This window comes from Nocardia sp. CA-107356 (genome assembly GCF_050946365.1).
Lineage (GTDB): Bacteria > Actinomycetota > Actinomycetes > Mycobacteriales > Mycobacteriaceae > Nocardia.
Genome location: NZ_CP191992.1, coordinates 6,531,048 through 6,551,252, shown reverse-complemented (window position 1 = coordinate 6,551,252; position 20,205 = coordinate 6,531,048). Strand labels below are relative to the sequence as shown.

The following is a 20,205-nucleotide window of genomic DNA, read 5'->3' as shown; positions in this document are numbered from 1 at the left end:
TACCTACGTTTGCTCGCGCAGTGTGCTGGATGGTATACCGGTGCATGCCGCGGCAGCCGTCACTGTTCTCGATGACATGGCTCTCGCGGCCGCTGCGGTGCGTGATCTCGCGGCTCGATTCGGTACGCCGGAGCGCATAGTCGCACTGCATGAATTCGACCTGCTGACGGCCGCGGAACTGCGTGCGGAATTCGACCTGCCGGGCGATCGGCCGGAATATGCGGTACGGTTTCGCGATAAGCTGTCGATGGGCGAATCGGTTCGTGCGCACGGCGTTTCGGTACCCACATTCCGTGCCGCTTCCGATGTGGTCGCCGTCCGAGAATTCGCTGCGGAGCACGGCTTTCCGCTGATCGTCAAGCCACGGCTCGGCGGCGGGAGCCGGGACGTGGTCAAGCTGGATTCCGCCGAAGAATTATCCTTCTTACCCGACCTGAGTGTCGAACCCTTTCTCGTGCAAGAATTCTGCCCCGACGAGGTGGGCGCGATCGACGGCGTGTGGAACGGCAGCGGGCTCGGCCCGTGGCGGGCGTCGAAATATCTTGGTACCTGTCTCGAGTTCGCCGACAACGGGACCAGTCTGGGCTATATCGAGATCGACGACCCAACGCTTATCGACCCGATGGCCAGGTTTGCGGAATCCGTACTCTCCGCGCTCAGTGCCGGTGTCCCCACCGTCTTTCATCTCGAATTCTTCCTCGGATATGTCGACGGTTTGCCGCACATCCGGTTCCTCGAGGTGGCGGCACGCGCGGCCGGCGGTGAAACCACCCATATGTGGCGGGAAGTACACGGCTACGACCTCCTCGGAGCCGCAGTCGATATTCAGCTCGGTCGCACGCCGACCGCGGTATCGCTCGCCGATTCGGAGGTGGTCGCCGAATTGCTGATTCACCCGCCGGTAACTCCACCCTGCACGGTGCTCGATGTGCGGTTGGAGATTCCGCGCGCTTACGCCCCGTATCACTATTCGGTACCGCCGGTGGGGGCGATGATCACCGAGACATTCGGCTACGCCGAGATCGGCGCGGCCTTCCGCTTCCGCGGACGTTCGAATAAGGAAGTGGTGGAGGCGGTGCGGCGCACCATGGCCGGATTCCGGATGGACTGCGTCGCTCTCGATTCCCCCGCCGACGTGGCCGTCGCCTGAATCGTGCGGACTGTTCTCGTGTCTTGGGTATCCACTTCGCTGCCGCCGGCGGGACCGCGGCGCATGTTGACGCTGATCACGGTTGCGGCCGCCGTTTCCAGCGGAATCTATTTGTCCACCGTGGTCCTCTACTTCACCAGGATCGTGCAGATCTCGCCGATGCAGGTCGGCGTGGGACTCAGTGTCGCCGGGGCCGCCTGCGTGGTCAGCAATGTTCTGGTCGGCAAAATCTCGGATCGACGTGGCCCGCTCGGTGTCCTCCGTGGCAGTCTGCTGGTCGGGGCCGCCGCGACCATCGGTTTTCTCGCGGTCGACGGATTCGCGATATATCTTGTCGTGATTCCGGCTGCCGCCGCGGCGCAGGCATGCGTGCAGCTGTTGATCTCAGCGATGATCCCGCGGGTTGTCACCAATCGCGCCAACGAGTTTCGCGCATATATCCGCTCGGTGCTGAACGTCGGTCTCGCCATCGGCATCGGCCTGGCCGCGGTGGCGGTGCAATTGGATTCCGCGCTGCTCTATCGGGCGGCCATCGTCATCGCCGCAGTTTTCCTCACCGCGGCGATACCGCTCGTCGGCAGACTGCCCGAGTTGGGGCCCGCGACGGCGACCGCCGATCACCACGGTGACCGCTGGCTCGCCCTGCGGGACCGGCCATATCTGGCACTGACCGCGGTGGATGGTGTGTTGTCCCTGCAATACCGAATCCAATCGGTGGCCATACCGCTGTGGATCATCGGGGCCACGGCCGCACCGCGCTGGTCTATCGCGGCCATAGACATGCTGAACATCGCCATCGTGGTGCTGTTCCAGGTCCGGGCCAGCCGACGGATCGTCGACGCCGCGGCCGCGGGCATCGCGTTGCGCCGCGGTGGTTGGGCATTTCTCGTCGCATGCGTGCTGCTGGCTACCGCACATGGGCACGGCGGCTGGGTTGCCGTACTCATCCTCGGCGCAGGTGCCGCCGTCCTGAGCGTCGGCGAATTATGGCAGACGGCAGGCGGTTTCGAGGCGTCCAACGTGCTGGCGCCACCCCAGGACATCGGTCAGTATCTCGGGGTTTTCGGTATCGGATTACGTATGGCCGATGCGGTCGGCCCGGCATTGCTGACGTGGCTCTGCATCAGCGTCGGCGTCATCGGCTGGTACGTGGCGGGGTGCATCCTGCTGGCAGCCGGACTGCTCGCACCGGCAGTCATCAGGTGGGCCGAATCGACACGCGAACGGTACGCGCTCACCCCGGCGCTATGAAATACGAGAAGATGATCCGGCGTCAGCGACCAAACCGGCCCCCGCCTACCGGCCGCCGCTCCGGAGTGCATGCTCGGATCCTTAGTGCTGGAACGAGCGGCGGTGATCCGGCGCAGGATCAACCGTCGTATGTCCTTGGAACCATGTTGATTCGTTCGGCCGTCATGTCGCCGCCGGATCGACGCGCTTGTTCTTCAGGAATATGTAGTCATGCAGCAGACAGGTGGATATCATCGCGAAAATTGAGGTGGGCGAGGCAAATTGATATAGCCCGACTTGCAACGGCATGAAATCTGAGGAATTTACGGAACTCGGTGTGCCAGGCGAATAGATCGAGGGACGAATCGGGGAAAATTGGGCTCGATCTCTCGTCTGGCGGTCGTGTCGGCCTGATCGGGTTCGGACTGCGGATTCGACCGTGATTTCCTTCGTCTGGTCGGGTGGTCCGTTGAGCCGATTGCGGCCGAGTTCCATGGGCTCGGATGCGATTGCTGCTCTGCTCACTGGTTCAGTTTGCACTGGTAGGTCCGATTGCAGACGGTTTGCTCAACGTTGGGGGCGGGCGGACGGCGCGGCGGGATCGTGCGGTGGTCAACCATTGCGGCGGCGGTGCGGCACAGTCGTATACTCACTTCATGGCGGATGAACCGTCCTCCACGGAATTTCCCGAGGCGCCGGTTCTTGTGGTGCAGACGAGGGAACGTGTCTATCGGCTACGCGCCGGGGCCGCATATAATGTCGGTCGCGATCCTGCAGCCGACATTGTTGTGAGCGATCCGCGCGCATCTTCGTTGCACGCCGTTCTGGAGCGTGGTGCCCACGGTTGGGAAATCGAGGACGCCGGCAGTCTGAACGGCACTTTTTTCGCCGGCCGTCGCGTCGAGCGGATGGTGATCGACCGAGACGAGACGTTCCAGCTCGGGCATGCCGTAGACGGCGAGCAACTGGCCTGCTCGGTGGAAGCATCACCCGGCGACGAGACCGGTGGCGATATCGGGGGAGACACGATGATCGTCCCCGATCCCGGCTACAACCTCGAGGATGAAGCGACGGTCACGAAGTTCCACACCGCTCTGCCCCGGCAAGTTTCGCGATCCTCACCTCCGGCGGCCCGCCCCAGCACGGTCGTCCGGATCACATCGCCCACGCTTCGGATCGGACGCGCGGCCGACAACGACATTGTCGCGAATGACCTCATGCTCTCGCGCCACCACGCCGAGCTGCACACGGTCGGCGACGGCAGGTACCGGATCGTCGACCTCGACAGCCACAACGGCACTTACGTCAACGGCCACCGGATCGACGACGCAACAGACCTTTCCGAATCCGACTTGATCGGCATGGGGCACACCACGTTCCGGCTCGTCGGCGACGAGCTGCGCGAGTTCGTCGACACCGGTGACGTGTCGGTCTCGGTGCAGGGCCTCACCGTGCGGACACCGGAGGGCAAGGTGCTCCTCGACGCGGTGGGCTTCCCCATCTCGCAGCGCTCGCTCGTCGGGGTCATCGGGCCCAGCGGAGCGGGCAAGTCGACGCTGCTCGGTGCGGTCACCGGGTTGCGGCCGGCGACGGAGGGGACGGTTCGCTACGACGGACGCGACCTGTACGCCAATTACGACGAACTCCGGCACCGGATCGGGCTGGTCCCGCAGGAGGACATCCTGCACAACCAGCTTCCGACGCGACGCGCGCTGCTCTATGCGGCCGAGCTGCGCTTCCCCGGTGATACGCGCAGCGAGGAGCGCGAGCAGCGGGTCGACGAGGTCCTCGACGAGCTCGGCTTGGCGCGGCATGCCGATACCCGCATCGATAGGCTCTCGGGCGGGCAGCGCAAACGCGTGAGTGTCGCAGTGGAGCTGCTGACCAAACCGTCTCTGTTATTTCTCGACGAACCGACCTCCGGCCTGGACCCGGGCCTGGACAAGACGGTCATGGAAATGCTGTCCGAACTGGCGCACGACGGGCGGACGGTCATCGTCGTTACGCACAGCGTGGCGAATCTCGATTCCTGTGACCGCCTGCTGGTCCTGGTGCCAGGCGGTCGGCTGGCCTATTACGGGCCGCCGGCGGAGGGGTTGCAGCAGTTCGCGCAGCGCACCTGGGCCGAGGTGTTCCAGGCATTCGATCGCGAGGACGAGCGCGACTGGGCCGGTGAGTTCCGGGCTTCGCCACGCTTCGAGAACTACGTGGCGGTCGGACTGACCGACGATGTCGGCCCAGCGGAAGTGCACGCGCCGGCGCCGCCGCCCGCGCAGCAGTCCAAGCTTGCCCAGCTCAGTACCTTGTGCCGGCGATATCTGGCGGTGATCGCCTCGGACCGGAGCTATATGGCGCTCCTCGGCGTGATGCCACTGCTTCTCGGTGGCTTGATCGCCGCAGTGCCGTCGGGCGAGGGATTCGCCGGGTCGCCGGGATCCAACACCGATGCCCCGACCAAGCTCATGGTTTTGGCATTCGCGGCATGCTTCGTCGGCACCGGCAACTCGATTCGCGAGATCGTCAAGGAACAGACGATCTATCGCAGAGAACGCGCGGCAGGCCTGTCGGCGGGGGTCTATCTGCTGTCGAAACTGCTGGTCCTGGGCGTGATCACCACCCTTCAGGCGGCGGTGTTGGTCTTGGTCGGCACCATCGGTGTGGATATGCCGCCCAAGGGGCTTTTCACGTCGGTCGAGCTGGAGCTGATCCTGGCGATGGCGCTGCTCGGCATCTCATCGCTGGCATTGGGCCTGCTGGTGTCGGTGTCGGTGGACACCTCGGAGAAGACACTGCCGCTGCTGATCGTGCTGTCGATGGCACAACTGGTGCTCACAGGTGGGCTGGTGCGGCTCCCCGGCACATTCGGCCTGGAGCAACTGGCCTACATATCGCCGTCCCGGTGGGGGTTCGGCGCTGGAGCCGCCACCCTCGACCTCGACACCCTCTCGCCGCACACGGGCGCACCCGACCCGATGTGGAAACACACCATCGGCACGTGGCTGGTCGACATGGGAGTCGTCGCCGGACTAGGGGCGATCTTCCTCGCGTTGGCCTGGTATCGGCTGTACCAGCTGCGTCCACGGCGCCGCGGTGCCCGGCGCGCGAGGATTTGACGCCCAGCGATGCGAGCCGGCCGCTTGGTTCCGCAGGCGCTCGGGTCGGGCTCGATGCAAGCGCTGGACCGCATGAACGGCGATGACGCCGGCGCCCCGACTCCGGGATTGCTATAGAATTGCTGGATATTCGACGTTCGAGCCTGATCGAAGGCGATTTTGCACCCGTTGTGTCGAGGGTGCGGTAAGCAGTGCGCGCGGCCGCACGGCCTTGCGCGGAACTTCAACCCGAGGGCGGCGTTCCATGACAGACGTCGACTACTGCGTAGTTGGTGGGGGATTTGCCGGATTGACGGCGGCGCTGCGGCTGAAACAGGCGGGTCGATCGGTGGCGCTGCTGGAAGCTCGCGACCGGCTCGGCGGGCGCACGTTCACCGAAATGCGCGCGGACGGGTCCTGGATCGATCGTGGTGGTGCCTGGATCGGGCCGGGGCAGGACCGGATCTATGCGTTGATGAACGAGTTCGGGGTATCGAGTTACCAGCAGTACACCGACGGCGAGGCCATGATGATGGTCGACGGCAAGCAACATCGCTACACGGGCACGATCCCATGGACGATGAGCCCCTGGGCGGCGATGAACCTCGGTGCGGTGTTTCTCGAGCTGGGACATATGTGCAATTCGATTCCCCTCGAAGCTCCGTGGACTGCGAAGAATGCCGACAAGTGGGATCGGATCAGCCTGGCGCAGTGGCTGGATGGCAACACCCTGTCCAGGCCCGCCCATGAGCTCCTCGAGACCGCGATCGCCGGCTGCTATACCTCCGACGCCTCGGAAGTGTCGCTACTCTTTGTGCTGTACCAGATGGCGTCAGGGGGTGGGCCCGGCTTCGTCTTGGGCGTCAAGGACAGCGCCCAAGACGCTCGACCGGTCGGGGGCATGGGTGCCATCTCCCGTCCGATGGCGGCCGAGATCGGCGATTCGATCCACCTCTCGCAGCCGGTCCGGCGCATCTGTCAGGACGCCGACGGAGTGACGGTGCGCTCCGATGAGTTGACCGTGCGCGCGCGCCGGGCAATTGTGGCGGTTCCCCTGGCGATCGCGAGCCAGATTTTCTATGAGCCGATGCTGTCGGTCGATCGATCGTTCTTGCATCAGCGGATGCCGAGCGGCTCGATCGTCAAGATTGCCGTCGTGTACGACGAACCGTTTTGGCGTCGTGACGGGTTGTCGGGACAGTCGGCCGCCCCGGGTTCGCCGGCAACCATCACTATCGATGCCTGCACGGACACCAGCCGACCCGGGATCCTGTGTGTCATCACCGAGGGACCGATAGCGCGGCAGATCGGAGAACTCGATGAGGCCGAGCGAAGGACGGCGATACTCGCTGCACTCGTCGAGCGGTTCGGCGACAAGGCCGGCTCCCCCGTCGACTACATCGAGCAGAACTGGAGTGTGGAGCGCTACTCCGGTGGCGGAATGCTCAGTCACGCACCAACCGGCGTGCTGACACAGTTCGGACATGCTCTGCGCAAACCTTGCGGCCGCATCCACTGGGCTGGAACCGAGAGCTCTGCCGTCATGTGTGGTTGGGTCGATGGAGCCATTCGCTCGGGTGAGCGGGCGGCGACCGAAGTAATGGAACACGAAACCGTGGCCGTCGCCGGAGGAAGCTCGACTGATCGTTGAAGCCTTGTGCGACACGACCACGCGTTCCGATGGAGGGGGTGTGCCGGCCGGGAGCCGACCGGCCGAATTGTTTTCCGAAACCCACATCCGAAAGCTGATTCCACGGGGTTTCGTTTGCATTTCGGACAACGGTGGGCGCCTTGTTGTCGTCCGATCAATTGTCGTGCAAGATCGGTATTTTCGGACTCTTCGATCGAAAGCAGGTAATGGGGGTCGTAAATGGTGATGACGGGTGCCGTCACTGATCTTTCGCGCGCCTGAAATCTGAAGCCCGCACACGGGGCAACCGCTGTTGTCCGGCACTGGCGTAGTGATCTGACACCACGCACCATCTGCGCGGGGAGGCTGGCGTAGCTGACCTCGACAGCCGCCCGGACGGCAAGAAAGCCCCCGCGATGCGGAGGCTTTCTCTAATGACGACTATCGACCGCGGCCAGCTGTCAGTCTTCGGGGACGTCGGTGAAGCGCTGGAGATACAGGGGCTCGCCGAGCTTTTCCACGAGGGCTAGTTCGGTCTCCAAGTAGTCGACATGCTGCTCTTCGTCTTCGAGGATCTGTTCGAAGATACGGGCGGAGGTCACATCGCCGTTCGAGCGCATGAGGTCGATGCCACGGCGCAACCGGTCGACCGCCTCCATCTCGATCTGCAGGTCCGCCTGCAGTTGCTCGGGCACTGTCTGTCCGATGCGCAGTGGGTTGAGCTTCTGGTAGTTGGGGAGGCCTTCGAGGAACAGGATGCGGTCGGTGAGGATTTCGGCGTGTTTCATCTCGTCGATGGACTCGTGACGAGTGTGTCGTGCCAGCTTGGTGAAGCCCCAGTTCTCCTGCATTTTGGCGTGCAGAAAGTATTGGTTGATCGCGGTGAGTTCGGCTGTCAGTTGTTCGTTCAGCACCGCGATGATGTCCTGGTTGCCGTCCATGCGTGTGATCGTGGCACACATCGTCTGCGGCAGCGGATCGACACGTCAGGTGTGTCGGATCAGGCTGCCGTGGACTCCGCGCTGGCCGATACGCGGGACCGGCCGATCGCCTCGGCCAGTCGCGCCGTGCAGCTGCCACAGCCGGGTTTCCAGCCGCAGGCGTTCTTCACCTGTTTGAGGGTGTCGGCGCCTGCCGAAACGCAGCGGTGTACGTCGCCTTCGGACACCGCGTTACAGATACAGACGTACATGACAGCCTTCAGCAAGAGTGGACGTGCGCAGAGGTTAGCCTCCGCTTACGAGGTTAGCCTCCCCTAATGTAGCAGTATGTCCGGCGTATGTGAACCTCTGGGCGGGCAGCCGATAGCCGCGCCTGTTGTTCGGCTAAGGAGACGGTGGGCAACCGGGAGCGACCGTGCATTCACCGGAATCGTGCACGGTCGGCGATGGCTGTGCTCGGTTGTCCTGCAATCCACTGATGAGGGTATGGACAGTGCGGGAGATGACCGCGTGGACCGGTCGCTCGTCGATCCTGTCGCCGGTGACGATCATCGCGAGTCCGTGCACGGTGGCCAGGACCGCCATTGCGGCCAGATCGGGGTCATCGACGATGGCGCCATCGTCGATGGCTTCGTCGATGAGTGCCGATGCCGCCGCGAACGCGTGGTGGCCGGCCATTCGAATTTCCGGTTTGGTGCGGTCGTGTTTGCGGGCGAATATCAGCGCGAGTAGCGCGGGATGGCGGGTGGCGAACCGGATGTAGATCCGCGCGAGCACGGTCAGGCGTTCGTGCAGGCTGTCGGTCTCTCCGGCAACGCCGGCGTCGAGTTCGGCACCGAGCCGCTGCAGGCCCCGGATCGCGAGCGCGTCGAGCAGCGCTTCCTTGTCGGCGAAGTGTCGGCGCGGCGCCGCGTGACTGACGCTCAATTCGCGAGCGAGGCCCCGCAAGGACAGTCCGTCCGGTCCGACCTGCTCGAGTCTGTGCTCGGCCCGCGCCAGTAGTTCTACCCGGAGGTTGCCGTGATGGTACGGCGTCGGGCTCCCGCTCATGCCGCCGAATGTAGTCGATGACTAGATTGCGGACGAGAGTAGTGCGAAGGAGGGAGCGGGGGGGCGACTCGCAGGTGATTTCAACAAACGCGCCGTTACTGGGTCGACCGTCTAGTTTGAATAAAGGCTCGGTGCAGCAGTTCGCAGCAGTACTCATTTCGTCGCTCCGACTCGACAGTAACCAGCGGGCGCTGCAACAGTTTTACCTCGCATCGACGCGCCAAATCCGCCTCCCCGTCGTGCATTGGAGGGACCGATGTTCACCCGCATCGCCATAGTCAACCGCGGTGAAGCCGCTCGCCGACTCATTCGCGCCGCTCGCGAGATCGGGGCCGAGGTGGTCGCGCTGTACACCGATGGCGAGCGCCATGCGACCTTCGTCCGCGAGGCAGATCACAGCTATTGCCTCGGCCCGGCCGCGGCGCGGCCCTACCTCGACCTACCCCTGCTGGCGCGCGCGCTGCGGGAGACCGGCGCCGACGCGGCCTGGGTCGGTTGGGGGTTTGTCGCCGAGGATCCCGCATTCGCCGAACTCTGCGACAACATCGGCGTGACCTTCATCGGACCCAGCGCGTCGGCGATGCGTCGGTTGGGCGACAAAATCGGGGCCAAGCTGCTCGCCGAGGAGGTCGGTGTTCCGGTCGCGCCCTGGAGTGGGGGTGCGGTCGAAACCCTCGATGCCGCAATCGAATCCGCGGACCGCATCGGCTACCCGCTGATGTTGAAGGCGACCGCGGGCGGCGGTGGTCGTGGGATCCGGATGGTGAGCTCGGCGGCCGAACTGCGCGAGGCATATCTGCGCACCAGCGAGGAGGCGGCGCGCGCGTTCGGTAGCGGGATCGTATTCCTGGAGCGGCAGGTCACCGGCGCCCGGCACGTCGAGGTGCAGGTGATCGCCGATGGCCAGGGCGAGGCGTGGGCGCTCGGTGTGCGCGACTGCTCGGTACAGCGGCGCAATCAGAAGATCATCGAGGAGTCCGCGTCACCGGTGCTCAGCGCCGAACAGGCAGCCGAACTGAAGGCGGCGGCGCGGCGGTTGTCGCTGGCCGTCGGTTACCGCGGTGCGTGCACCGTGGAATTTCTATATCACCCGGGCGAGCGGTTCTTCGCGTTTCTCGAGGTCAATACGCGCCTGCAGGTCGAGCATCCGATTACCGAGGCCACCACCGGCGTCGATCTGGTCAAGGCACAGCTCGAGGTGGCGGCGGGCATTGCGCTGAGCGGTGTGCAGCCCGAGGAACGCGGGCATGCGGTGGAGGCTCGCCTCAATGCCGAGGACCCGGACCGTGACTTCGCGCCATCGCCGGGCCGAATCGCATTGCTGCGCTTGCCGACCGGGCCCGGCATCCGGGTCGACACCGGCGTCACCGAGGGCGATGTGATTCCGGCCGATTTCGATTCGATGATCGCCAAGATCATCGCCTACGGCCGCGACCGCGACGAGGCACTGGCCCGACTGCGCCGCGCCGTCGCCGAGACCACCGTGGTGATCGAGGGCGGCGCCACCAATAAGAGCTTCCTGCTCGCGCTGCTGGACGCGCCCGAGGTCATCGATGGCTCCGCCGATACCCGCTGGGTGGACCGGGTCCGCGCCGACGGCGGACTGACCGCGGATCGACACCTGGGCATCGCCCTGATGGCGGCGGCCATCGACGGTTACGAGGACACCGAGCGTGGTGAGCGAAACCGGCTGTGGGACAGCGGACGTGGGCGTCGGCCGCATGTGCAGCACGAGGTCGGGCGCGCAATCGAGCTGCGGCTGCGCGAACGCGCATTCCGGGTAACCGTCGTGAAGACGGGGTCGGGCAGCTACCGCGTCGGTGTCGACGCTGGCGACAGTGCTGAGCATCCTGTCGCCTACGCGGTCGATGTGGAGCGAATCGATACGCACCTGGCCCGCCTGCGCACCGGTGGTCGGGACTATCGTCTGGTGACCGCGACGCATGGCACCGTGCACTCGGTCGAGGTCGACGGTATCGCGCACCGGGTCACCCGAGATGAGGGCGGCGTATTGCGGGCGCCCGCACCGGCACTGGTGGTCGCGACACCGGTCGAAATCGGCGCCGAGTTGGCTGCGGGCGCCCCGGTGCTGGTGGTCGAGAGCATGAAGATGGAGACCGTTCTGCGCGCGCCGGTCGACGGTCGGCTGCGCGAACTGCTGGTCGCGGTGGGCAGCCAGGTCGAAGCCGGTGCCCCCCTGGCCCGGTTGGAGCCGACCGGGGCCGACGCCGCCGGTTCCGGATCCGAAAGCGCAGCGGCCGCCGTCGATCTCATGATCCCGGTGGCCGACGCGGCGTCATCGCCCGCGGCCCGCGCGCAACGTGCCCTCGACGATGTGCGTGCGATGCTGCTCGGCTTCGACGCGACCGCGATCGGCGCCGCGATCTACAACGGCGCCGCAACGACATTCGGTGCGCGGACCACCGCATTCGCCCGCTACCTCGCCGAGCGGGACGCGTTGTCGGCGACCGTCGCCGATCGGTCGCCGGACGGTTGGGACATCACTGTGCCGCTGGCCGCCGAGGTCGAGTTGGCGGCCGTCTTCGCCGACCTCACCGAGTTGTCGTCGACCGAAGTGCCCGCCTCGACCGGCCGCGGTGCGCACAGTCCACGCGAGCATTTGCACCTGTATCTGCAGAGCCTCGATGTGGCGCGGTCCGGATTGCCGGACGCGTTCGGCAATACGCTCGGTAGGGTGCTCGCGCACTACGGCGTCGACGAATTGGAGCGCACGGATGCTTTGGAGGCGGCGGTATTCCGCATCTTCATCGCGACCAAACGGACGTCGGAGGGCGTCGAGGTGATCACCGCGCTGCTGAAGATCTGGCTCGGCGAGCAGCCGCCGGTGGCTGCCTTGCGGCCGCGCGCCCGCGAGGTGTTGGCTCGGGTGATCCGGGTGGCCCAGTCCAGATTCCCGGTGGTCGCCGATCTGGCCCGCAGCGTCGCCTTCGCCTGGTTCCTGCGCCCGGAGACCGAGGCTGCGCGCGCCACCATGCTGGCCGGTGTATCCGCTGAACTCGCGGCGCTGGCCGCCATTGCGGATTCGGACGAGCGCGCGCGCCGGATCACCGCACTGGTCGACATTCCGGAACCGATGTACGAATTCCTCGCCGATCGGCTCGCCGACGGTGCCTACGCACCCCGCGAACCGATGCTCGAGGTGCTGGCCCGGTGGCACTACGGCGAGCAGCATTTCCGTGGGCTGCGCGCCTTCGATATCGCGGGCAGGCCGGTCGTGGTCTGCGACTACGTGCTCGAACTGCATCCGACGCATGCGGTGCCGACGACATCGGTGTCGACCGTCGGTACCTTCGCCGAATTGCCAACGGGGACAGGGCAAACCACGGTGTCCGGCAATGGTGCGTGGATCTCGGAGAGTGCGCCGATCGACGCCGCAACCGATCTGGTCTCGGTACTGCGCGGACAACTGCTCGCCGCCCCCGACGGCAATGTCGTGGTCGTCGACCTCCATCTGCTCTGGCCCGACGCCCCGGCGTCGGCTCCCGAGCGCGCCGATGCGCTCCGCCGCGGCCTCACCGCCGCCGGTCTGCACGAATATGCCCGTCGCATTGTGGTCGCGGTCGTCGGCCCGCACGGCGGCCCGGTCGAATTCTTCACCTTCCGCCGATCCGAATCCGGTTTCGCCGAGGACCAATTGGTGCGCGGTGTGCACCCCCTTGTCGGCCGCCGCCTGTCGCTGTGGCGACTGCGCCACTTCCACCTGACCCGGGTCGAGACTCCCGAGCCGATCCTGCTGTACCACTGCGTCGCTCGCGAAAATCCGGATGACCAGCGTCTGGTCGCCCTCGCCCAGGTGCCGCGCTTCGAGGTGGTCCGTGACGAGCGTGGCTCGGTCGTCACCGTCGGCGATGTCGATACCGTGCTGTCGGGCTGTGTCGAAGCCATCGGCCGGGCCCGCCACTATCTCGATCCGGCCGGTGCATGGCTGGATATGAACCACATCTGGCTCGACATCCGCCCGACCACCGATGTCGACCTGGAGGAGTTCGCCGCCTGGCAGCGCAAGGTCGCACCGCAGGTCGCCGAAGCGGGTGTGCAGGAAGTGCTCGTCCAGGGCAGGCTCGTGTCGACCGACGTCGCCGCCGAACGCGACACCACCGCACAGCGCGGCAGCGTGCGCGAAGCGGTCACCCGCTTCCGCTACGAAGCCGGTTCCAGTGCAACGGTATCGGTCGAGGAACCACCGACCACCCCGCTCGAACCACTCGACGACTACGACCAGAAAGTACTGCGCGCCCGCCGCCGCGGCACCGTCTATCCCTACGAGCTGATCACGCTGCTCACCGGATCCGATGGCGTCTTCACCGAATTCGATCTCGACGCGGACGGCTGGCTCGCCGCGGTGGACCGGCCACGCGGCGGGAACTCCGCGGGCATCGTGGTCGGGTTGGTCTCCACACCGACGCCACTGCATCCGGAGGGCATCTGCCGGGTCGCGCTGTTCGGTGACCCGACCAAGGCGCTCGGCGCGGTCTCCGAGGCCGAATGCGCCCGCATCATCGCCGCATTGGATCTCGCCGAGCGCCTGTCGATTCCGGTGGAATGGTTCGCGCTCTCGGCCGGCGCGCGGATCTCGATGGACTCCGGGACCGAGAATATGGACTGGGTGGCCCGGGCATTGCGCCGGATCGTGTCCTTTACCCAGGACGGCGGCGAGATCAATGTGGTGGTCGCGGGCATCAATGTCGGTGCGCAGCCCTACTGGAACGCCGAGGCCACCATGCTCATGCACACCAAGGGCATCCTGGTGATGACCCCTGATGGCGCGATGGTGCTGACCGGTAAACAGTCCCTGGACTTCTCCGGCGGCGTATCGGCGGAGGACAACTTCGGCATCGGCGGCTACGCGCGCGTGATGGGCCCCAACGGCCAGGCCCAGTACTGGGCGGCGAATCTGGCCCAGGCCCGTGACATCCTGCTGGGGCACTACGCACACACCTATACCGCGCCGGGGGAGGCCACGCCCCGTCGCGCCGACAGCACCGATCCGGTCCAGCGCGATATCACCGGATTCCCGCACCCCGGCCCGGACTTCGCGACCCTCGGCGAGGTCTTCTCCGCCACCGTCAATCCGGATCGCAAGAAGCCCTTCGATATTCGCACCGTGCTGCACGCGGTCGCCGATCAGGATCATCCGCCGCTGGAGCGCTGGGCCGATATGGCCGAGGCCGATACGGCGGTGGTCACCGACGCCCGGATCGGCGGCTGGCCGGTATGCCTGATCGGCATCGAATCCAAGCCCGTTGTCCGGCACGGCTTCCCGCCCGCCGACGGGCCCGATACCTACACCGCGGGCACGTTGTTCCCGCGCTCGTCGAAGAAGGTCGCCCGGGCCATCAACGCGGCCAGCGGGAATCGACCGTTGGTGGTGCTGGCGAATCTGTCCGGTTTCGATGGTTCCCCGGAATCCATGCGTACGCTGCAGCTCGAATACGGCGCCGAGATCGGCCGCGCGATCGTGAATTTCACCGGCAAGATCGTGTTCTGCGTGATCTCCCGGTACCACGGCGGCGCCTTCGTAGTGTTTTCCAAGGCGCTCAATCCGAACATGACCGTACTCGCGATCGAAGGTTCGTTCGCGTCGGTAATCGGTGGCGCACCGGCCGCCGCCGTCGTCTTCGCGCGCGCCGTCGACGCCCGCACCCTGGCCGACCCGCGCGTCCGGGATCTGGAACATCGGCTGGCCGGCGCCGATATCGCCGAACAGCCGAAGCTGGCCACCGAACTCGTCGATGTGCGGGCCGCCGTGCGAGCCGAGCAGTTGGCCAGTCAAGCCGCCGAATTCGACGGCGTGCACAGCATCGAACGCGCGGTCCGGGTCGGCTCGGTCGACGCAGTGATCGCCGCGAGTGAGTTGCGCCCGCGGATTGCCGAGTCCGTCGCGGAATGGATGAACGGAGCGGAAACACCGGCGAATTAGCCGTGATGTGAATCACAAGTGGGCATTGGCGGGGCCTGTGGGGGTGCGGTACCGTCTGAGCCAGGTGGGAAATCTGGACAATGCGCGGCCGGAAGCAAGGGGTTCCAGGAAAGCGAGATGCTTATTTGCCGGGCGATGTCGTGGACCTGCCGGTGCTCCGGTCGGCACCGAGATGTTCACGACAAGGTAGCAGAAATTCACCACAAAAAATGCGGAGGGGCGTAATCGAGCTATCCGTGAATGCGAACATGTTCTGCGGAACAAGCATTCGAAATACTGTCGTGCTTCTCGCGTGGGCAGACGCGTGAGCACGCCAGCCCGACGACCAACAGCGTCAAACCGGTGTGAGCGACGACAGGACAAATGGCGGCGATCACCGGGGGTGTGGAGCCGTCCACATCCGTATCTGTCAGCGAGGGGACCGGGCAGGCCCGGTCGGGTGACTGGAGATCGACAAGCATGAATCCTGATGTGGTGGACTCGGCGATCCAAGAAGATCTCGGGCAGCGAAGACAACTGATCCTGGACCGCTACCGGACCGAGTTACAGTCGATCGACAGTGCGTTGGTCGCCGATGAGGCGAGCTGGCAAGAATGTCTGATCCAGGCGAATCTGATCGTCGACGACTGCATCGAGGCGTTGGCCTCCGGCCGCGTCGATATCGCGGCGCGACATCTGCATTCGATCCCGGAGATGGCCAAACGCCGTGGCGCCCGTGGCATTCGGCCGGACAGCTCGGTGCGGGCGGCGATGATCCTGTTCGAATTGATTATGTGCCAGACGCGCGAGGTCGTCGCGGAGCTGCCGGACTCGACGCGGCGGCTCGCGGTTGCCGCGGTCACACTGAGCCGCAGTCTGAATTCCCGGCTGGAGGCCGGCGCGAAGGGCTACGACTCGTTCCTGCTGAATCAGGTGCGCACGGTCACCGAGGCCGAACGGCGAATGCTGGCCCGCGATATCCATGATCGGCTCGGCAACAGCATCAGCGTGGCGATGCGCCGCCTGGAAATGTGCGCGGCCGCACTCCCGCAGGAGGACACCACAATTCCCGATGCGATTGCCGCGCTCACGGACACGATGCAGGAATTGTCGGCCATCACCACGGGCCTGCGCACCGATGAGGGGACCGGCAGTCTGCGCGATGCGCTGGCCGCGTTCGTCGCGTCGATGGGGCTGCCGACGCCGCGGGTCGAGATCCGGGTCAATGGTGTGCAGTCCTGGGTCACCGCGCACGTATTGGACGAGATGTTCCTGATCCTGCGCGAATGTCTGCGCAACGCCTACGCGCACGCGAATGCGGAACGGGTGGTGGTGGACGTCGATATCGCGCCGCATGAGATCTGCGCGGTAGTGGTCGACGACGGCGTCGGCTTCGACCCGCGCGTCGAGCGCCGTACCAACGGCCTGGACTCGATGCGCGAGCGCGCCGAACTGATGTCCGGATCGCTCACCGTCGCATCCTGGAAGCAGGCGGGAACCAAAGTAGCCGTATGGATTCCGGTGCTGGCCGACTATTCGTGATCGAGGGCTCTTCGGCGAATGGCTGGCGGATATGACCGATAGACCGATTTCCGTGCTGGTCGTCGACGACCACACGATGCTGCGCGGCGCGCTGTGCGATATGTTGCGCACCGAACCCGATATCGATGTGATCGCCGATGCCGCGAGCGGGTCCTCCGGGGTCGTCTACGCCGCGAAGATGGACCCGGATGTAGTGATACTCGACGTCGAGATTCCCGGCGACGATGTCACCGTCACACTGCGGCTGCTGAACGAGGCGAGCCCGCGCTCACAGGTGCTGATCGTCAGCATGTACGAGGATATGACCCTGATCCGCGAACTCGTCGGCCTCGGCATCGCGGGCTATCTGCACAAGAGCGCCAGCCGCGACGCGCTGTTGTCGACGATCCGCTCGATCGGTGAAAACCCCGGCGAGAATACCGAAGTCGTGATCTATGTGTCGTGGCAAGAGGAGCGTTCGGCGGGGGAGCGGGCGTCGGGTGAGCGCGGGGCCGAATATGGCCTGACCGTCCGCGAACTGGAGGTGCTCGAGGGTGTCGCGGTCGCGATGAGTAATCGACAGCTCGCCGTGGCCCTCGGGATCACCGAGGGCACGGTCAAGCGGCATCTGCGCAATATCTTCGAAAAGCTCGGCGCGGTATCGCGATTGGATGCGGTGAACCGGGCGGTGTCGGCGAACCTGATCAACGCCCGGCCCGGCCGGTCCGGCCGCGGCTGAGGCCGCCGCGCCGGTCAAATGGCCAGCGCGCCAACGCCCATAGCGGCATTGGCCGCGAACTGCGTGGCCATGAAGGCGTGGTACGGACGACGGCTGAGGCGGCGCGGATCGCGGTAGCGGGTGGTGAGAGTGAAGTAGCCGACCGTGGCCGCGCCGACGAGCAGGCAGGCGCACGCCGGACCCAAACCGGGAATATGACCGGCCGCCAACAGCATTCCGAGCGCGATCAGTGCGGCGATCACGGTGATCAGGCGCCGCAACGGCGCTTCCGCCAGCAGGACGATCAGTGTCCTGGTGCGTGAGTCGCGATCGCCCTCCACATCGGAGAAGTCCTTGACGACCGCGCCGATCAGGCCCATCCACAACGACATGGCCACGCCGAAGGCGATCACGGGCGCGGTCGGGCGTACGCCCGCCGCCGCGACACCTGCGGTGTAGGTGAGCAATCCGCCTGCGACGACCACTGCGGTAGACCCCGCCCAGGTGCGATTGAGGTAGAACGGCGGCATCGAATACAGATACCCGAAGCCGAGAAATGCGCAAACCAGCAGCGCCGAGGCGATGCCGACGTGTGCGCCCGCCATGATGGCCACCGTCGCGGCGGCCACCGCGATCGGCGCCGCCTCGGCGGGGCTGAGTTCGCCGCGTCCGATGGGGCGCCCGACGCCGTTGACCCGGTCGTTCTCGCTGTCGGCGATGCCGTTGATCAGATAGACGCAGACCGTAGCGAGGAACCAGGCCAGCACCGCGAAGGCGTAGCCGCGGTAGGAAATCGCCGCGCCGTCCCCGCCGTAGCGCACGCCGACGGCCGATGCGGCAAGGAAACGCAATACGAACATGATTTGAACGCCCGGCCGGGATTCGGCGAAACACATTCGAATTCGGCGGATGAATGCGGCGATTTCTACCATGACAACACGTAACGGATATTCTCGCGACCGCGTGACTGTGGACATGTGGAAAACGCTAGTGAAGCGGTCCGAGTGCGGTCCACTCGACTTTGGAAACATCTGCCCAACCGGCCGCTAACAGTTGGCACTGAATTAACCGGACGTTCGATGCCGAATTTCGGCAATGCGCACGGCCAGATCGAAAAGGCCTGGTAACCAGCCTTTTCGGATGGAGGAATACCTCTTTCGATACATGCGGCGATGCTCCCTTGGTCCCCCTTCGGATCCACATAACGAACATATATCGTCGAATTCAGACCCCGAGTCATCGGCGCCTCGGGGTCAAAATTGAACTGATGTCCAGAAGTAAATTGAACCGATGTCCAGAAAAGAGGGACGGCATGGCTGAGGTGGCTGTGATCGGTGGTGGAATAGCCGGAATCTCCGCGGCGTACCACCTACGTGGACGCGCGGACGTCACCCTGTTCGAGAAGGAATCCAACGCCGGTGGCCATGCCAACGCGATCGAGGTCGCCGACGATGGTCGGATCCTCGGTCTCGACACCGCCTTCATCGTGTACAACGAGCCGCACTACCCGCGGCTCACCCAGTTCTTCGCCGACCTCGGTGTGGCCTGTCAGTCCCATCCGGGAACCTTCGGTTTCTGGAACGCCGATACCGAAACCGGTTACGTCTCCGACGATTTCGACCTCACCGAGGATGAGATCCGGGCCAAGTACCCGGCCGAATTCGTGGAGCTGTGGGCCGAGGCCGAACGCTTCTACCAGGAATCGCCCAAGCACTTCATCCGCAAGCAGGCCGAGATGCCGATGGGCGAGTATCTCGACGCCAACGGCTACAGCGAATCCTTCCGCTACGGCTTCATCGTGCTGATCGCCACCGCTGCCTGGTCGGTGCCCGCGGACAAGATCTGGGAAATGCCCGCCGCCACCATCATCGCCTTCTTCCTCGGCCACGGTCGCGAGGGACTCGGCGGGCGCACCGCGCCGTGGAACACCGTCACCGGCGGCAGCATCAACTACGTGCGGGCGGCGCTGGCCAGCCTGCGTGCGGCGGGGCAGACCGTCCGGCTCGAAGCGCCCGTGCGACGGGTTTCCGAGGACGGCGACGGCGTCACCGTCTACACCGCCGCGGGGCCGCAGCGCTTCGACGAAGTGATCATCGCGGCGCACGCCGACGACGCGCTGGCCATGCTCGACGTCCCCACCGCAGCACAGCGGATGCTGGAGGCATTGGCCTACAACAACACCCGCGCGGTGCTGCACACCGACCCGGCCTGCATGCCCGCCGACCGCGAATTGTGGCGCAGCTGGAACTACCTGCGCGCGGGCGATATCGGCGATATGCGGACCTGGGTTGTCTACTACCTCAACGAACTGCAGTGCTTCCAGAGCGCGACCGACTACTTCCTGACCCTGGACTGCGGCGTCGACATCGACCCGGACCGGGTGATCCGCAGCTTCGACTACCGGCATCCGATCTTCACCGCCGCGGCCCGGCAATTGCGTCCGGTGTTGCACACGATCAACGAGGCAGATAGCCGGATCAAGTTCGCCGGATCGTATTTCCACTCCCGGAAAATGGGCATCGATATTGTCGGAAACCACGAGTCGGCATTCGATTCCGGCTCCGCCGCGGCGGATGCCGTATTGCGCAGTCTTTCGGCCGAGCCCATTCACTAGTCGACGCCGGGCGATTTACCCGAAAACAACTGGAAACGACCTCAGGAGTATTTGTCATGTCCGAAAACGTCGCCACCTCGCTCACGGCCGAGGAAGTGGAGCGCTGGCTCCAGGAGAAGATCGCCTACAAGCTGTCCGCCGAAGCGTCCGAAATCTCGGTCGACGATTTCTTCGACACCTTCGGGCTCGACTCCACCGAGGCGCTGGTGCTGGCGGGTGAGCTGGAGTCCTGGCTGGGTTTCGAGCTGGAGACCACCGCGCTCTGGTACCACCCGACCATCGCTGAACTGGCCAAATACATCGTCGCCGAGAAGGACCGCCTCGCGGCCTGAGGTTAGG

13 protein-coding genes are annotated in these 20,205 nt (G+C 65.2%); 9 read left to right on the top strand and 4 right to left on the bottom strand.

The window, feature by feature from the left end:
* Positions 1 to 40: 40 nt before the first annotated feature.
* From ACQP1G_RS29615 to ACQP1G_RS29600, 4 genes are all read left to right on the top strand, one after another.
* Positions 41 to 1,150 carry an ATP-grasp domain-containing protein gene (locus tag ACQP1G_RS29615; RefSeq protein WP_433192839.1) on the top strand — a complete coding sequence of 370 codons (1,110 nt, stop codon included), beginning with the start codon at positions 41 to 43 and terminating at the stop codon, positions 1,148 to 1,150.
* Positions 1,151 to 1,213: 63 nt separating this feature from the next.
* The gene (locus ACQP1G_RS29610; RefSeq protein ID WP_433192838.1) at positions 1,214 to 2,401 is read left to right on the top strand and encodes an MFS transporter; all 1,188 of its coding nucleotides are present in this window, start codon (positions 1,214 to 1,216) and stop codon (positions 2,399 to 2,401) included.
* 635 nt (positions 2,402 to 3,036) lie between these two features.
* Positions 3,037 to 5,493: an FHA domain-containing protein gene (locus ACQP1G_RS29605; protein WP_433192837.1), complete on the top strand. Its 2,457-nt coding sequence runs from the start codon at positions 3,037 to 3,039 to the stop codon at positions 5,491 to 5,493.
* Positions 5,494 to 5,737: 244 nt separating this feature from the next.
* Entirely contained in the window at positions 5,738 to 7,123 is a 1,386-nt protein-coding gene (locus ACQP1G_RS29600) for a flavin monoamine oxidase family protein (protein ID WP_433192836.1), read from the top strand.
* Between the two features lie 440 nt (positions 7,124 to 7,563).
* Here ACQP1G_RS29600 and bfr read toward each other — a convergent pair whose 3' ends face one another.
* From bfr to ACQP1G_RS29585, 3 genes are all read right to left on the bottom strand, one after another.
* The gene (bfr, locus tag ACQP1G_RS29595) at positions 7,564 to 8,043 is read right to left on the bottom strand and encodes a bacterioferritin (RefSeq protein ID WP_433192835.1); all 480 of its coding nucleotides are present in this window, start codon (positions 8,041 to 8,043) and stop codon (positions 7,564 to 7,566) included.
* 59 nt (positions 8,044 to 8,102) lie between these two features.
* Positions 8,103 to 8,294 (bottom strand): (2Fe-2S)-binding protein, encoded by a 192-nt coding sequence (locus tag ACQP1G_RS29590; RefSeq protein ID WP_433208920.1) that lies wholly within the window; start codon positions 8,292 to 8,294, stop codon positions 8,103 to 8,105.
* A 133-nt stretch (positions 8,295 to 8,427) separates the two neighbouring features.
* Positions 8,428 to 9,093 (bottom strand): TetR/AcrR family transcriptional regulator, encoded by a 666-nt coding sequence (locus ACQP1G_RS29585; RefSeq protein ID WP_433192834.1) that lies wholly within the window; start codon positions 9,091 to 9,093, stop codon positions 8,428 to 8,430.
* A 256-nt stretch (positions 9,094 to 9,349) separates the two neighbouring features.
* Between ACQP1G_RS29585 and ACQP1G_RS29580 the strand changes: the two genes are divergently transcribed.
* From ACQP1G_RS29580 to ACQP1G_RS29570, 3 genes are all read left to right on the top strand, one after another.
* Positions 9,350 to 15,034 carry a biotin carboxylase N-terminal domain-containing protein gene (locus tag ACQP1G_RS29580; protein ID WP_433192833.1) on the top strand — a complete coding sequence of 1,895 codons (5,685 nt, stop codon included), beginning with the start codon at positions 9,350 to 9,352 and terminating at the stop codon, positions 15,032 to 15,034.
* Positions 15,035 to 15,493: 459 nt separating this feature from the next.
* On the top strand, positions 15,494 to 16,555 hold the full coding sequence (locus ACQP1G_RS29575) for a sensor histidine kinase (RefSeq protein WP_433192832.1): 1,062 nt from the start codon (positions 15,494 to 15,496) through the stop codon (positions 16,553 to 16,555).
* A gap of 31 nt (positions 16,556 to 16,586) precedes the next feature.
* Complete coding sequence (locus tag ACQP1G_RS29570) at positions 16,587 to 17,273, top strand: response regulator (protein ID WP_433192831.1); 687 nt, start codon at positions 16,587 to 16,589, stop codon at positions 17,271 to 17,273.
* 14 nt (positions 17,274 to 17,287) lie between these two features.
* Here ACQP1G_RS29570 and ACQP1G_RS29565 read toward each other — a convergent pair whose 3' ends face one another.
* Positions 17,288 to 18,184 carry a UbiA family prenyltransferase gene (locus ACQP1G_RS29565; protein WP_433192830.1) on the bottom strand — a complete coding sequence of 299 codons (897 nt, stop codon included), beginning with the start codon at positions 18,182 to 18,184 and terminating at the stop codon, positions 17,288 to 17,290.
* A 380-nt stretch (positions 18,185 to 18,564) separates the two neighbouring features.
* On the opposite strand from ACQP1G_RS29565, the gene ACQP1G_RS29560 reads away from it, so the two are divergent.
* Both ACQP1G_RS29560 and ACQP1G_RS29555 read left to right on the top strand, forming a co-directional pair.
* The gene (locus ACQP1G_RS29560; protein WP_433192829.1) at positions 18,565 to 19,866 is read left to right on the top strand and encodes an NAD(P)/FAD-dependent oxidoreductase; all 1,302 of its coding nucleotides are present in this window, start codon (positions 18,565 to 18,567) and stop codon (positions 19,864 to 19,866) included.
* Positions 19,867 to 19,922: 56 nt separating this feature from the next.
* Entirely contained in the window at positions 19,923 to 20,198 is a 276-nt protein-coding gene (locus ACQP1G_RS29555; protein ID WP_433192828.1) for an acyl carrier protein, read from the top strand.
* The last annotated feature ends 7 nt before the right edge of the window (positions 20,199 to 20,205 follow it).